Origin of the sequence: Pigmentiphaga sp. GD03639 (assembly GCF_029845405.1) — a bacterium.
GTDB classification, from domain to species: Bacteria; Pseudomonadota; Gammaproteobacteria; order Burkholderiales; family Burkholderiaceae_B; genus Pigmentiphaga; species Pigmentiphaga daeguensis.
In genome coordinates this window covers 306,890-321,100 of sequence record NZ_JAOCLR010000002.1, presented here as the reverse complement: position 1 = coordinate 321,100, position 14,211 = coordinate 306,890, and the positions used below count along the sequence as shown (strand labels likewise).

Genomic DNA, 14,211 nt, shown 5'->3' with positions numbered 1-14,211 from the left:
CACGACTTCGATTCCTTCCATGCAACGTCCCGACACCCAGGCCTACGCCCAGCAGTTCCCCAAGCTCCCGCCCACCGCCACCGACGCGCAGGGCCACCTGGTCTACACCCAATTCATCGACGGCGGTTTCACGGGCGCCGACGGCGCCCGCTTGGCCACCAGCGATCCGGTCACCGGACGCCAGTGGGCCAGCATCGCCCGCGGCACCGCGCAGGACGTGGACAAGGCCGTGCAGGCCGCGCACCGCGCCTTCACCCGGGGCGCGTGGCCGGCCATGAACGCCAGCCAGCGCGGCGCGCTGCTGCGCCGCATCGGCGACCTGGTCACCGAGCACGCGGAATGGCTGGCGCACGTGGAACAACGCGACAACGGCAAGCTCAGCGCGGAGCTGTCCATGCAGATGCGCTACATGGCCAACTACTACTATTACTACGGCGGCCTGGCCGACAAGATGGAAGGCACCGTCATCCCGACCGACAAGCCGGGCGTGTTCAACTACACCGTCTACGAGCCACTGGGCGTGGTCGCCTGCATCACGCCCTGGAACTCGCCGCTGCCGCTGGCCAGCATGAAGATCGCGCCCGCCCTGGCGGCCGGCAATACGGTCGTGCTCAAGCCCTCGGAATTCACGTCGGCCTCGCTGCTCGAACTCATGAAGCTGTTCCAGCTCGCCGGCGTGCCAGACGGCGTCGTCAACGTCGTGACCGGCCTGGGCGCCGAGGTCGGGGCCGCGCTGGTGGACCATCCGCTGGTCCAGCGCATCGCCTTCACCGGCGGCCCGGAGGCCGGCCAGCGCATCAACGAGCAGGCCGCCTCGCGCATGAAGCGCGTGACGCTGGAGCTGGGCGGCAAGTCGCCCAACATCGTGTTCGACGATGCCGACTTCGAACAGGCCTTGAAGGGTGCCGTGGCCGGCATCTTCGCCGCCTCGGGCCAGACCTGCGTGGCCGGCTCGCGCCTGCTGCTCCAGGACGGCATCCACGACCGCTTCCTGGAACGCCTGGTCGAGATCGCCGGCAACGCCCGCTTCGGCCACCCGGCCGATCCGCAGACCCAGGTGGCGCCCATCTCCACCGCTCCGCAGCTGGACAAGATCGAGTCCTACGTCCAGGTGGCGCTGGCCGATGGCGCGCGGCTGGTGGCGGGCGGCAAGCGCGCCCACGTGCCGGAGTGCCCGGACGGGCTGTTCTTCCAGCCCACCATCTTCGCGGACGTGGACAACCGCATGCGCATCGCGCAGGAAGAAGTCTTCGGCCCCATTCTGTCGGTCATCCGCTTCCAGGACGAAGACGAAGCCGTGGCCATCGCCAACGACGTCGACTTCGGCCTGGCGGCCGGCGTCTGGACCACCTCCATGCCGCGCGCGCTGCGCATGGCGGGCAAGGTGCGGGCCGGCACGGTCTGGGTCAACAACTACCGCTCGACCAGCGTCACCTCGCCGTTCGGCGGTTTCAAGATGAGCGGCGTCGGACGCGAATGCGGCATTGCCGGCATGCGCGAGTACATGGAGATCAAGAGCGTCTGGCTGTCCATGGAAACCGACATCCCCAACCCCTTCGTGCGGCGCTGAGCCGGCTCCCGGCGGCGGAAAGGCAAATTGGCTATGATGGCGCGAGTCCCCAGCGACCTACCCGGCATGACGGCGCGCGCCGCCGTGCCGCCCCACCGTGACCAGAACCGACCCCACCCGCTCCAGAAAGAGCGAGGACGCCGCCGCCTCGCATCGCATCGCCGACTACGTCCCGCTCTACTACCGGGTCTATACGCTGCTGCTCCAGCACATCCGGGACCACGGCTACGACGAGCACACGCCGCTGCCGACCGAGGCCGAGTTCGCCGAACGCTTCCAGGTCTCGCGCGTGACCCTGCGCAAGGCGATGAACATCCTGGAGGCCGACGGCCTGATCACGCGCCAGCGCGGCCGGGGGACCTTCGCCCGCAAGCCCGTCCGCCCGTCCGGCAAGACCGGCTTCAGCGGCCTGATCGAGAACATCGTCCACTTCCAGGAAACGACCAAGGTCAAGCTGCTGGCGTTCGAGCGCGTCGGGCTGCCGACCAACATCGCGCCGCTGCTCGACAGGCAGCAGGGCGAACCCGGCCTGCGCATCGTGCGCGTGCGCAGCGACGCCACGTCGCCCTTCTCGCACATTACCTGCTACCTGCCGGAACCCGAGGCCAGCCTGCTCAAGCGCAACGAACTGCGCAACACGCCGGTGTCCATCCTGCTCGAGCGCCAGGGCGTGAAGGCCACCCAGGCCGAGCAGTGGATCAGCGCCACGCTGGCCGACAAGGACACGGCCCAGGCCCTGCAGGTCGAGATGGGCAGCGCGCTGATCAGCCTGACGCGGATCTACCGGGATACCGCCGGGCGGCCCATCGAGATCCTGCACGAGCTCTATCGGCCCGATCGCTACGAATACCGCGTGAACCTGTCGCGCGTCGAGCAGGGCGACGCCCCGCGCTGGTCGGAAGTCCCGGACTGACCCGGGCGGCGCCGCCGCGCGCCCCGCCCCTCCCCTTGATCCCGCCGATACGCCCGTCGCCGGCCTGAGCCGTCGCGTCCTGATTCGCGTCCCCCATTCCACCCATAAAAGTATTATGTATGATACAAAATACTTTTAGACCGGCCCGATGCCAGCGCCGGCCGCCTCGTCGAGACAGAAGGATCCCATGCAGCAGCCTCACCACGTCATCGTTGCCGGCGCAGGGCCGGTGGGCCTGACCGCCGCGCTGATCATCGCGCGTGCCGGCGTGCGCGTCACGCTCCTGGAAAAGCGCGATCGGCTCAACGAAGCCTCGAAGGCCTCGACCTTCCATGCGCCCACCCTCGCGGTGCTGGACCACCTGGGCGTCCTGCCCGCCATGCTGGCACAGGGCCAGGACGTCACGCACATCCAGTACCGCAGCACCGAACAGGGCATCCTGGGCGAGATCGCCCTGGCCGAACTGAAGCACGACACCGACTACCCGTATCGCCTGCACCTGGAACAATCGCGCATCACGCCGCTGCTGCTGGCGCAACTGCGCGCGCATCCGCATGCCGACGTGCGGTTCGGCACCGCCTTCCTGGACGCCGCCCCGGATACCGGCGGCGTCACCGTGCGCGTGCAGGACCCCAAGGGCGTCCACACGCTGCGCGCCGACTACCTGCTCGGCACCGACGGCGCGCGCAGCCAGGTACGGGAATCCATGGGCCTGCCGTTCGATCCGACCCCCTATCCCGGCTGCGTGCTGCGGGTGCTGGCCGACGAAAGCCTCGAGCGCATCCTGCCCGGGCTGCGGCCCATCAGCTACCTCGTGAACGGCGACGCCTCGGCCAGCTTCCTGCGCATGCCCGACTGCTGGCGCATCATCCTGCGCGTGCCTCCCGACGTGGACCAGGCCCACGCCCAGTCGCGCGCCTGGATACTGGAACGGCTCCGGCAACTGGTGCCCGGCCTGGCGGAACTGCCCAACATCCTCGGCCAGGACGTGTACTCGGCCAGCAAGTTCGTGGCCGGCACGTACCGCGCGGGCCGCATCTACCTGGCCGGCGACGCCGCCCACCTCAGCAATACCCGCGGCGGCATGAACATGAACTGCGGGCTGCACGACGCCTACTTCATGGCCACCGCGCTGGTCGAGGGCCTGCGCCAAGGCGACCAGGCCATCGTCGACGCGGCCGCCGACCGGCGCCACCGGGTCGCCGCCGATTCCCTGCTGCCGCGCACCGATGCCATGGTGACCGGGCAGGCCACCTGGCTCGACAACGTCAAGAGACTGCTGGGCGACCCCGCCCAACGTCTCGCCTTCCTGCGCCGGACCGCCATGCTGGACATGGCGCCCGAACTGGCGCGCCGCATCGACCCCGTTTCCGCCGCCGCATGAGACCCGCCATGACCGACCTCCCTCTCGTCAGCCGCCCCCAATGGCGCGTCGGCGCCCTGGTGCCGCCCGCCAACCCCACCGTCGAAGTCGAATATCCGGCATTGCTGCCGGCCGCCGCCGCGCTGCACGCGATGCGCCTGCCCGTGGTGGCCGGCGATCTCGACACCCGCAACCTGGCCTACCTCGACAGCTACGTGTCCTGTCTGCAAGGCTTCGGCTCGCTCAAGCTCGACGGCGCCGTCATCGCCCTGACCGGCTCGCAATACCGCATCGGCCACCAGGAAGACCTGCGCCGCTGCGAGCAATTGTCCGAGCGGTTCGGCATGCCGGTGGAAACCGCCAGCTCCGCGCTGGCGCGGGCGCTGCGCCACCTGGGCATCACGCGCATCAGCATGGTGTCGCCCTACCCCGACTGGCTGACCGAACTGGCCATCGCCTACTGGCGCGGCGCGGGCGTGCAGGTCGACCACGTCGAACACTTCGCCGACGAACTGGTGGCCTACAAGGTCTCGCCGGCCGAGGTCGCCCAGCGGCTGGCCTCGGTACAGGCGCATCCCGACGGCGCCGTGCTGCTGTCGGGAACGGGCATGCCGACCATCGAATCGATCATGCAGGCGGGGACCGGCAAGCAGGTCCCCATCCTGTCCTCCAACCTGTGCAGCATCTGGAGCATCAGCCGGACGCTGGGGATCCCCCATCCGGAGTGGATGGCACGAGCCTTCCCCTGGCTGTGCACGGCCTGATCCGCACCGCCCGTCTTCGCCCCTTCATGTCACCGAGGATACCCGCCATGACCTCCGTTCGCCTCGTCGTCCTGCTGGCCGCCCTGGCCGGCGCCGCCAGCCTGCCGTCCGCCCCCGCCCTCGCACAGGGCGGTGCCTATCCCAACAAGCCGATCCGCGTCATCGTGCCGTTCCCGGCAGGCGGCACCACCGACGTCGTCGCCCGCCTGATCGGCGCGCAGGTCGGCGAGGCGTGGAGCCAGTCCGTGGTGGTCGACAACGTGGCCGGCGCCTCGGGCCTGATCGGCACGGCCGCGGGCGTGCGCGCCGCGCCCGACGGCTACGTCCTGACGCTGGGCAACAACCAGACTCATTCGACCAACGCGTCGCTGTTCCCCAAGATCCAGTTCGACCTGAACAAGGACGTCCAGCCCATCGCGCTGCTTACCCGCACCCGCCACGCCATCGTCGTGCCCGCCTCGTCGCCGTACAGGACGCTGTCCGAGCTCATCCAGGGCGGCCGCGGCAAGCCGGTGAACTACGCCTCCTCCAGCCCCGGCTCGTCCTCGCACCTGGTGTCCGAGACCCTGTGCTCCAGCATGAAGATGCGGTGCACGCACATTCCCTACAAGGGCGCCGCGCCGGCGGTGACCGACCTGATCGCCGGGCACGTGGACTTCATGACCGCGAGCTATGCCAGCGCCATCGCCTACATCAAGGCCGGCAAGCTGCGCGCGCTGGCCATCTCGGGCGACACCCGCGAGGCGCAGGCGCCCGACGTCCCCACGCTGCACGAACTCGGCTACGAGACGTTGTCGGCCGACAGCTGGATCGGACTGTACGCCCCCGCCGGCACGCCGCGCGCGATCTTGACCAAATGGAGTGACGAGCTGGCGCGTGTCATGGCCCAGCCCGACATCCAGCAGAAGCTGGCCGGCGCGGGTTTCGAACCCTGGTTCAAGCCCCTGGCGCAGTTCGAGGAGTTCCACCGCAACGAGATCGCCCGCTGGCGCAAGATGGTGCAGACGGCCGGCGTCACGCTGGAATAGCGCCATGGCCTCGCGCACCGGACCCACCCTGCCGCGGATGTCGCGCCTGTGCCTGGGCATGATGTCCTACGGCGACCCCGCCTGGGCGCCCTGGGTCGTCGGGCAGGACGCGGCGCGCGTCCTGTTCCACCAGGGCCTGGAGAACGGCATCACATGCTTCGATACCGCCAACTACTACTCGGACGGGGAAAGCGAGCGCATCCTGGGCCGGCTGGTGCGCGAGCACGGCGGCCGCCATGAGCTGACCCTCGCCACCAAGGTCGGACTGCCGGTGGCCGACGGCCGGGGCCTGTCGGCGGCGCAGATCGCCCGACAGGCCGAGGCCTCGCTCAGGCGCCTGGAGACGGACTACATCGATCTCTACCAGGTCCACAGCTGGGACGACGCCGTTCCCGTCGAGGAAACGCTGGGTGCCCTCGAAGCCCTGGTCGACGCGGGCAAGATCCGCGCGTACGGTTGCTCCAACCTGGACCATCTCCAGATCGGACAGGCCGCGCGGGCCGCCGCCGCCCTGGGCGCGCGCGGCTACGCCAGCGCGCAGTTGCAGTTGAACCTGCTCTATCAGGAAGAACTGCGCGCCACCGTGCCGGCCTGTGCCCGGCACGGCCTGCACATCATGGCCTACAGCCCGCTAGCGCGCGGCTACCTGGCCGGCCCGGCGGCCGGCGACGCCGAGGCCGCAGCGCGGCTGGCCTCCGACGCCAAGGGGCAGCGGCTGTACGGCGGGCCGCGCGGCGCCCGGGTCCGCGCCGAGCAGCTGCGCATCGCCGCGGAACTGGGCGCCGAGCCCGCTGCCGTCGCGCTGGCATGGGTGCTGGCCCAGCCCGGCGTGCGCTCGGTCATCGTCGGCGCCTCCCAGTCCTCGCACCTGGACGTCGCACTGCGCGGGCGCGACCTGCGCCTGCCCGCCCAGGCCCTGGACCGCCTGGCCGCGGCCTACGAACCGCGCGACTACCTGCGCGTGCGGCTGAACCCCTGACGACCGTAGGCTCAAGGCCGTCCGCCGGCGGACCTGGCGTTACCATAGGGACATCAGCGTTTCAGCCGGAGCTGCTTCCCATGGCACAAATCGTCTTGCTCGAGAACATCCATCCCAGCGCGGTCGAAGTCTTCGCCGCCGCGGGCTACAGCGACATCGCCACCCACGCCAGCGCCCTGCCGCCCGACGCGCTGCGCGATGCCCTGCGGGGCGCCAGCGTGGTCGGCATCCGTTCGCGCACCCACCTGGATGCGAGCATCATCGACAGCCTGCCCGACCTGCGCGTCATCGGCTGCTTCTGCATAGGCACCAACCAGGTCGACCTCGCCACCGCGATGGAACGGGGCGTGCCGGTCTTCAACGCGCCGTTCTCCAACACCCGCTCGGTGGCCGAACTGGTGCTGGCCGAGACCATCCTGCTGCTGCGCCGCATCCCCGAGAAGAACCTGCGCGTGCACCAGGGCCACTGGGACAAGAGCGCGACCGGCGCCTACGAGACCCGCGGCAAGACCCTGGGCATCATCGGCTACGGCAACATCGGCTCGCAGGTCGGCATCCTGGCCGAGGCCCTCGGCATGCGGGTCATCTTCCACGACGTCGAGGCCAAGCTGCCGCTGGGCAACGCCCGCGCCTACCCCGACCTGTCCGCGCTGCTGGCCGAGTCCGACGTGGTGACCCTGCACGTGCCCGGCGGCCGCTCCACGGAAAACATCATCAACGAGGCCACGCTGTCGCAAATGAAGCGCGGCGCCATCCTGATCAACGCCTCCCGCGGCACCGTGGTCGACATCGATGCGCTGCGGGCCGCGCTCGATGCCGGTCTGCTGCGCGGCGCGGCGCTGGACGTCTTCCCGGTCGAGCCCAAGAGCGTGGACGAACCGCTCAAGAGCCCGCTCATCGGGCTGCCCAACGTCATCCTGACGCCGCACATCGGCGGCAGCACGGTCGAATCGCAGGAAAACATCGGCAAGGAAGTGGCCGAGAAGCTGGTGCGCTTCATCCAGGGCGGCACGACCAAGGGCGCGGTGAACTTCCCCGAGCTGTCCCACCAGGACCTGGCGGGCACCTCGCGCATCCTGCACGTGCACCGCAACGAACCGGGCGCGCTGGCCCTGCTGAACGCCGTCTTCGCCGAACGCAAGATCAACATCTGCAGCCAGCAACTGCAGACCAAGGGTCCGATCGGCTACGTGCTGACCGACATCGGCAACCAGGCCGACGCGGCGCTGATGGACGCGCTGCGGGCGCTGCCGATGACGGTGCGCTGCGACCTGCTCTAGGCCGAAGGCAGGAAGCGCACCGCCAGGCGCTCTTGCAGGCGGCGGTGGAACTCGGGCACGCGCTGCGCCGCCGCCCGCGTCAATTCGCGGAACACCTCGGTCTCGGCGCCGGGCGCGACGCGCGGCGCGGCCCAGATCGCATCGGGAAAGTGGCGGTCGCCGCGCCAGCGCGGAATGACGTGCCAATGCAGGTGGGGCACCATGTTCCCCAGCGCGGCCAGGTTGACCTTGTCGGGCCGCATGTGGTCGCGCATAACGGCCTCCACCTCCAGCACCACCCGCATCACGTGCAGCCGGTCCTCGTCGGCCAGGTCGGTCATCTCCGCCGCGTGGGTGCGCCAGATCACGCGCACGTAGCCCGGATAGTCCGCGTCGTCGACGGCGATCACGCGCAGCCTGTCGTCGCGCCACAAGGCCGGCGAGCCATCGCTGGCGCACAGCGGGCAGGAATCGGCGGGGGAACTCATCTCGTGTGCACCTCGATGGCTATGACGCGCCCTGGCGCAACTGCACCTGGCTGATGAAGTGCTGCAGGACCTGCAGGCCGTCCTCGTCCAGGCCGTCCAGGGTACAGCCCATGTGATGCCCTTGCTCCGGCGCCCGGCGCGGCGTGACGTGCATCACCTTCAGGTCCACCGCCAGCCGGGTCGCCGGCCCCAGCGCCAGCGTGGCCCGCGGCAGCGGCGTGCCCACGGGGAAGGGCGGACTGCCGGGCGGCAGCAGCAGCCCGACCCCGGTCATGCTGATGTCGATCACTTCCAGCTCGACCGGCCCGCCGGCCTCGGGAGCGCGCGCCCGCACCACCGGAGCGGGGCGCATGACCGGCCGCACGCGGAAGTACGAACGCCGCTGGAAGCGGTACAGCTCCAGCGGCAACAGGCACGCCAGCCGGCTGCCCGCGTCGCCCGGCAGCCATTGCAGGTTCTGGACGCGGAACTGGATCTTGACGTGGTCCAGGTAGCCCACGGCCACCATCCACGGAGAAGCGAGCAGATGCTCCAGGCGCGCGTCGCCTGGGGTGCCGAACAGCCACAGCAGCCGCCGGCCGCGGTCCACACCGGCGATGGCCGACAGGCACGAGACGCCATCGGCGGCGACCAGGGCCACGATCTCGGCCTGCTCGACCATGCGCCCGAGCAGGGTCAGGATTTCCAGCGGCTGCGAGATCCGGAAATCCTCGAGCGAGGCGTCGTCGCCGGCAGGCTCGGGCGTCAGAGGCAGCAGCGGATGCTCCCTCATGGCTTGCCTCCCCGTGCGTGCGCGCCCGTTCCCAAGGCCGCGCCTACAGCAGGACCCGTTCGATACCGCCGTCGTTGGCCCGCCTGACGTAATCCTCCATCCATTGCTGCCCCAGCACGTGACGGGCGATCTCGACGACGATGTAGTCGGCGTCCAGGTTCGCGTCGTCGTTGTAGCGACTGAGCCCTTGCAGGCACGACGGACAGGAGGTCAGCACCTTGACGTCGCCCTGGAAGCCGTCGGCCCGCAGCTTGTCGGCCCCCTTGCGCAGCTCCTCCTCCTTGCGGAAACGGATCTGCGTGGAGATGTCGGGACGCGTCACCGCCAGCGTTCCGGACTCGCCGCAGCAGCGGTCGCTCTTGTCCACGCCCTCGCCCACCAGCGCCCGGACCGTCTTCATCGGATCCTGGAGCTTCATGGGCGTGTGGCAGGGATCATGGTACATGTACCGCGCGCCGGTCACGCCCTCGAGCTTGACGCCCTTCTCCAGCAGGTATTCGTGGATGTCGATCAGGCGGCAGCCCGGGAAGATCTTCTCGAACTCGTAGCCGGCCAGCTGGTCGTAGCACGTCCCGCAGCTGACCACCACGGTCTTGATGTCGAGGTAGTTGAGCGTGTTCGACATCCGGTGGAACAGCACCCGGTTGTCGGTGATGATCTTCTGCGCCTTGTCGTCCATGCCGTTGCCGCGCTGCGGGTAGCCGCAGCACAGGTAGCCCGGCGGCAGCACGGTCTGCACGCCGGCATGCCACAGCATGGCCTGGGTCGCCAGGCCCACCTGCGAGAACAGCCGCTCGGAACCGCAGCCCGGGAAATAGAACACCGCCTCGGTGTCGGCCGAGGTGGCGCGCGGGTTGCGGATGATGGGGATGTACTTGGCGTCCTCGATGTCCAGCAGCTTGCGCGCGCCCTGCTTGGGCAGGTTGCCGGGCATCTTCTTGTTGACGAAGTGCACCACCTGTTCCCGCATGGGCGGCTTGCCCACCGTGGCCGGCGGATGCTCGGTCTGCTTGCGCGCGAACTTGGCCAGCACGTCGTGGGCCAGCCGCTGGGCCTTGTAGCCGACGTCGACCATGGCCTTGCGCGTGGCATTGATGGTGCGCGGATCCTTGGCGTTCAGGAAGAACATCGCCGCGGCCGTGCCCGGGTTGAACGACTTGCGGCCCATGCGGCGCAGCAGGCTGCGCATGTTCATGGACACGTCGCCGAAGTCGATGTCCACCGGACAGGGCTTCTCGCACTTGTGGCACACCGTGCAGTGGTCGGCCACGTCCTCGAACTCTTCCCAGTGCTTGATGCTGATGCCGCGGCGCGTCTGCTCTTCGTACAGGAAGGCCTCGACCAGCAGCGAGGTCGCCAGGATCTTGTTGCGCGGGGAATAGAGCAGGTTGGCGCGCGGCACGTGGGTGGCGCACACCGGCTTGCACTTGCCGCAGCGCAGGCAGTCCTTGATGGCGTGCGAAATGGCGCCGATGTCGCTCTGCTGCATGATCAGCGACTCGTGGCCCAGCAGGTTGAAGCTGGGGGTATAGGCATGGCGCAGGTCGCCGCCGGGCATCAGCTTGCCGGCGTTGAAGCGGTTGTGCGGGTCGATGCGGCGCTTGTAGTCCTGGAACGGCGCCAGCTCGGCCTCGGACAGGAACTCATACTTGGTGATGCCGATGCCGTGCTCGCCCGAGATCACCCCGTCCAGGCTGCGCGCGACGTCCATGATGCGCGCGACGGCCTCGTTGGCCTCCTGCAGCATCTCGTAGTTGTCGGAGTTGACGGGGATGTTGGTGTGCACGTTGCCGTCGCCCGCGTGCATGTGCAGCGCGACGAACACCCGGCCCTTGAGCTCCTTGTCGTGGATCTCCTGGGCCCGGACCAGGATGGGCGCGCAGGCCTGGCCGGAGAAGATGCGCGACAGCGGCGCCTTCAGCTCCGCCTTCCAGGACACGCGCACCGTGCGGTCCTGCACCACGTCGAACACGCGGGCCGTGGGCTGCACCTGCAGCCGCTCCTGCAAGGCCGGCAGCAGCTGCCCCAGCCCGATGCGGGCGAACTCGCCCAGCGTGTCGGCCAGCGGCAGGTCCATGCTGCGCAGGATCCAGTTCCAGCGCTCGCGCACCGACTCCAGCAGTTCCAGCGCCTGCACGGCGCGGTCGCCCAGGATCTCCTCGCGCGACAGCTTCTCGCCCTCGCCGTCCTCGCTCTTGCCCACCGGCAGCTCGCCGTCGAAGAACTCGGCCAGCCGGTCGATCAGCCGCAGCTTGTTGCGGGTCGACAGCTCGATGTTGATGCGCTCGATCTCGTCCGTGTACTCGCCCATGCGCGGCAGCGGGATCACCACGTCTTCGTTGATCTTGAAGGCGTTGGTGTGGCGCGCGATGGCGGCCGTGCGCGAACGGTCGAGCCAGAATTTCTTGCGGGCCTCGGCGCTGACCGCCACGAAGCCTTCGCCATGGCGGGTGTTGGCCAGCCGCACGACCTCGCTGGCGGCAACGGCCACCGCATCCTCGTCGTCGCCGACGATGTCGCCGATCAGCACCATCTTGGGCAGCGTGCCGCGCTTGCTCTTGGTGGCATAGCCCACCGCGCGCAGATAGCGCTCGTCCAGGTGCTCCAGGCCAGCCAGGATCGCTCCGCGCGCGCGCCCCTCGCCATCCAGGTAGGCCTTGACTTCGACGATGGACGGAATCGCATCGCGCGCCTGCCCGAAGAACTCCATGCAGACCGTGCGCACGTGCTTGGGCATGCGGTGCAGCACCCAGCGCGCCGAGGTGATCAGGCCGTCGGTACCTTCCTTCTGCACGCCCGGCAGGCCGGCCAGGAACTTGTCGGTGACGTCCTTGCCCAGACCTTCCTTGCGAAAGACCCGGCCATTGATCTCGAGCGTCTCGGCGCGCAGCAGGCGCTCTCCCGGCTTGCCCATCCCGTCGAACCACTTGAGCTCGAACCGGGCCACCGGCACGTCGTGGATCTTGCCCAGGTTGTGCTCGAGACGCGTGACCTCCAGCCAGTTGCCCTCGGGGTCGACCATGCGCCACCAGGCCAGGTTGTCCAGCGCCGTGCCCCACAGCACCGCCTTCTTTCCGCCCGCGTTCATGGCGACGTTGCCGCCCACGCAGGAAGCCTCGGCCGAGGTGGGGTCCACCGCGAACACGTAGCCGGCCTTGTCGGCCGCGTCGGCCACCCGCTTGGTGACCACGCCGGCGCCGGTGAACACCGTCGCGACTTCGCGGTCCACGCCGGGCAGCGGCCCGACAGTGACGTCGCCCAGGGTCTCGAGCTTTTCAGTGTTGATGACGGCGGACTTCCACGTCAGCGGCACCGCGCCGCCGGTATAGCCCGTGCCGCCCCCGCGCGGGATGATGGTCAGGCCCAGCTCGATACAGCCGCGCACCAGCGCGGCGATCTCGTCCTCGCTGTCCGGCGTCAGCACCACGAACGGGAATTCCACGCGCCAGTCGGTGGCGTCGGTGACATGCGAGACACGGGACAGCCCGTCGAACTTGATGTTGTCGCGCGCCGTCGCGCGGCCCAGCACCTTCTGCACGCGGCGGCGCAGTTCGGCGGTCTCGTTGAACTCCTGCTCGAAGGCCCGCACGGCGCTGCGCGCCATGTCCAGCAGCCGCCCCACCTTGCCGTCGCGTTCCGCGTCGTCGGGCTCGCGCCGGCGCTCGACCTCGCGCAGCCGGTGGTTCAGCGCCTCGACCAGCAGGCCGCGGCGCTTGGGGTTGTCCAGCAGGTCGTCCTGCAGATAGGGATTGCGGCGCACCACCCAGATGTCGCCCAGCACTTCGTACAGCATGCGCGCCGACCGGCCGGTGCGGCGCTCGCCGCGCAGGTCGCACAGCATGTCCCAAGCCTGCGAGCCCAGCAGCCGCTGCACGATTTCCCGGTCGGAAAACGACGTGTAGTTGTACGGAATCTCCCGCAGGCGGGTCGGTGCGTGCGCAGGAGCGAGGGCGATGGGCAGAGGGGCGTTCATGGTGGGGGCTGTACTTCATCCCGAGGGTAGCCGACCATTCTAGCCGATTGCCCCACCCTCCCGCTGGAGCCGCCCGCCTTTTCCGACCCGCTAAAAGGGTCATATCTGGCGGGAAATGCATCCAACGCGGGGACATTCGCCCCGCCGGGGCGCCTAGGAAGCCACGCCCAGGCGCCGCGCCCAGCCCGTCTCCGAGAACCCCACGCTGGCCACGCCGTCCGCCGTCACCAGCACCGGCCGCTTCACCAGCGTCGGATGCTCGGCCACCAGCGCCAGCCACTGCGCCTCGCCGGCGGGCTGCTTGCGGTCCTCCGGCAGGTTGCGCCAGGTCGTGGACGACCGGTTCACCAGCTTCTCCCAGCCCCCTACCTGGGCCGCCCAGTCCTTCAGCGTGGCCGCGCCCACCGGATGCTCCCGGTAATCGACGAAATCGGCCTCCAGCCCCTGGGCGGCCAGCCATTTACGCGCCTTGCGGCAGGTATCGCAATTGTTCAGTCCGTAGACCCGCGTCGTCATGTTCCAGATCCTTTTCTTGCTACTTGTCGGGGAACACCCACAGCAGCGCGGCGGTCATCGTGGCGTAGCGCCCGAACTTGCCGATGGCCATGTAGACCACGCAGGCCCGGAAATCCAGCCGCAGCCACCCCGCCACCGCGCACAGCGGATCCCCCACCAGGGGCACCCACGACAGCAGCAGCGTCTTGGCGCCAAACCGCTCTATCCACGCGTGGGCATAGGCATGCCAGCGATCCTTCCGCGTGGGCGCGTGCGCCTCGCCGTCGTCCGGTTCCGCCTCGTGTTCGTGAGGATGCCGGGCCTCGCGCCGCGCCTTGATGCGCTCCACCGCCCGCTTGGCTCCCACCCCCATCCAGTAGCTGATCATCCCCCCCACGGTATTGCCCGCCGTCGCCACCAGCACCGCCACCCAGAACATCGGCGGCGCCAGCTTCACATAGCCGAACACCGCCGGCTCGGACCCCATGGGCAGCAGCGTGGCCGACACCAGGCTGACCAGGAAAACGGCCGACAGCCCCACCTCGGGCAAAGCCAGAGCGTGGAGCAGCCAGTGAACGGAGGATTCCAGCCATTGATGCATGGCGAG

The 14,211-nt window shown here is 69.3% G+C and carries 12 protein-coding genes; 7 read left to right on the top strand and 5 right to left on the bottom strand.

Translation table 11 applies throughout. The annotated features are described in order from the left end of the window. The first annotated feature begins 19 nt into the window (after window positions 1–19). The 7 genes from N5K27_RS03495 to serA all read left to right on the top strand — a co-directional run bounded on the left by N5K27_RS03495 (window position 20) and on the right by serA (window position 7,897). The gene (locus N5K27_RS03495; RefSeq protein WP_132979106.1) at window positions 20–1,570 is read left to right on the top strand and encodes an aldehyde dehydrogenase; all 1,551 of its coding nucleotides are present in this window, start codon (window positions 20–22) and stop codon (window positions 1,568–1,570) included. Window positions 1,571–1,667: 97 nt separating this feature from the next. Continuing rightward, window positions 1,668–2,483: a GntR family transcriptional regulator gene (locus N5K27_RS03490; RefSeq protein WP_279814688.1), complete on the top strand. Its 816-nt coding sequence runs from the start codon at window positions 1,668–1,670 to the stop codon at window positions 2,481–2,483. Window positions 2,484–2,670: 187 nt separating this feature from the next. Next, a complete protein-coding gene (locus tag N5K27_RS03485) occupies window positions 2,671–3,867 on the top strand; it encodes an FAD-dependent oxidoreductase (RefSeq protein ID WP_279814686.1) in 1,197 nt (398 codons plus the stop codon). Window positions 3,868–3,875: 8 nt separating this feature from the next. Then, complete coding sequence (locus N5K27_RS03480) at window positions 3,876–4,610, top strand: hypothetical protein (protein ID WP_140416920.1); 735 nt, start codon at window positions 3,876–3,878, stop codon at window positions 4,608–4,610. Between the two features lie 47 nt (window positions 4,611–4,657). Beyond that, the gene (locus N5K27_RS03475; protein WP_165963029.1) at window positions 4,658–5,638 is read left to right on the top strand and encodes a tripartite tricarboxylate transporter substrate binding protein; all 981 of its coding nucleotides are present in this window, start codon (window positions 4,658–4,660) and stop codon (window positions 5,636–5,638) included. 4 nt (window positions 5,639–5,642) lie between these two features. Further along, window positions 5,643–6,617 (top strand): aldo/keto reductase, encoded by a 975-nt coding sequence (locus N5K27_RS03470; protein WP_279814683.1) that lies wholly within the window; start codon window positions 5,643–5,645, stop codon window positions 6,615–6,617. An 80-nt stretch (window positions 6,618–6,697) separates the two neighbouring features. Beyond that, a complete protein-coding gene (gene serA, locus N5K27_RS03465; RefSeq protein ID WP_279814681.1) occupies window positions 6,698–7,897 on the top strand; it encodes a phosphoglycerate dehydrogenase in 1,200 nt (399 codons plus the stop codon). On the opposite strand, the gene N5K27_RS03460 is transcribed toward serA, so the two are convergent. The 5 genes from N5K27_RS03460 to N5K27_RS03440 all read right to left on the bottom strand — a co-directional run bounded on the left by N5K27_RS03460 (window position 7,894) and on the right by N5K27_RS03440 (window position 14,205). Next, window positions 7,894–8,364, bottom strand: coding sequence for an HIT family protein (locus N5K27_RS03460; RefSeq protein WP_279814680.1), 471 nt, complete (start codon window positions 8,362–8,364; stop codon window positions 7,894–7,896). The genes serA and N5K27_RS03460 overlap by 4 nt on opposite strands. Window positions 8,365–8,383: 19 nt before the next feature. Then, entirely contained in the window at window positions 8,384–9,136 is a 753-nt protein-coding gene (locus tag N5K27_RS03455; RefSeq protein WP_132979111.1) for a flagellar brake protein, read from the bottom strand. A gap of 43 nt (window positions 9,137–9,179) precedes the next feature. Continuing rightward, entirely contained in the window at window positions 9,180–13,109 is a 3,930-nt protein-coding gene (locus N5K27_RS03450; RefSeq protein WP_132979112.1) for an FAD/FMN-binding oxidoreductase, read from the bottom strand. A gap of 153 nt (window positions 13,110–13,262) precedes the next feature. Continuing rightward, the gene (locus tag N5K27_RS03445; protein ID WP_087841576.1) at window positions 13,263–13,625 is read right to left on the bottom strand and encodes an arsenate reductase; all 363 of its coding nucleotides are present in this window, start codon (window positions 13,623–13,625) and stop codon (window positions 13,263–13,265) included. A 19-nt stretch (window positions 13,626–13,644) separates the two neighbouring features. Then, entirely contained in the window at window positions 13,645–14,205 is a 561-nt protein-coding gene (locus N5K27_RS03440; protein ID WP_087841575.1) for a YqaA family protein, read from the bottom strand. Between the last annotated feature and the right edge of the window lie 6 nt (window positions 14,206–14,211).

Excerpts from the sequence above, each read along its gene's own strand:
- N5K27_RS03495 (WP_132979106.1), top strand. The coding sequence starts at position 20 with ATGCAACGTCCCGACACCCAGGCCTACGCCCAGCAGTTCCCCAAGCTC.
- N5K27_RS03485 (WP_279814686.1), top strand. The coding sequence starts at position 2,671 with ATGCAGCAGCCTCACCACGTCATCGTTGCCGGCGCAGGGCCGGTGGGC.
- N5K27_RS03480 (WP_140416920.1), top strand. The coding sequence starts at position 3,876 with ATGACCGACCTCCCTCTCGTCAGCCGCCCCCAATGGCGCGTCGGCGCC.
- N5K27_RS03475 (WP_165963029.1), top strand. The coding sequence starts at position 4,658 with ATGACCTCCGTTCGCCTCGTCGTCCTGCTGGCCGCCCTGGCCGGCGCC.
- N5K27_RS03470 (WP_279814683.1), top strand. The coding sequence starts at position 5,643 with ATGGCCTCGCGCACCGGACCCACCCTGCCGCGGATGTCGCGCCTGTGC.
- serA (WP_279814681.1), top strand. The coding sequence starts at position 6,698 with ATGGCACAAATCGTCTTGCTCGAGAACATCCATCCCAGCGCGGTCGAA.
- N5K27_RS03460 (WP_279814680.1), bottom strand. The coding sequence starts at position 8,364 with ATGAGTTCCCCCGCCGATTCCTGCCCGCTGTGCGCCAGCGATGGCTCG.
- N5K27_RS03455 (WP_132979111.1), bottom strand. The coding sequence starts at position 9,136 with ATGAGGGAGCATCCGCTGCTGCCTCTGACGCCCGAGCCTGCCGGCGAC.
- N5K27_RS03450 (WP_132979112.1), bottom strand. The coding sequence starts at position 13,109 with ATGAACGCCCCTCTGCCCATCGCCCTCGCTCCTGCGCACGCACCGACC.
- N5K27_RS03445 (WP_087841576.1), bottom strand. The coding sequence starts at position 13,625 with ATGACGACGCGGGTCTACGGACTGAACAATTGCGATACCTGCCGCAAG.
- N5K27_RS03440 (WP_087841575.1), bottom strand. The coding sequence starts at position 14,205 with ATGCATCAATGGCTGGAATCCTCCGTTCACTGGCTGCTCCACGCTCTG.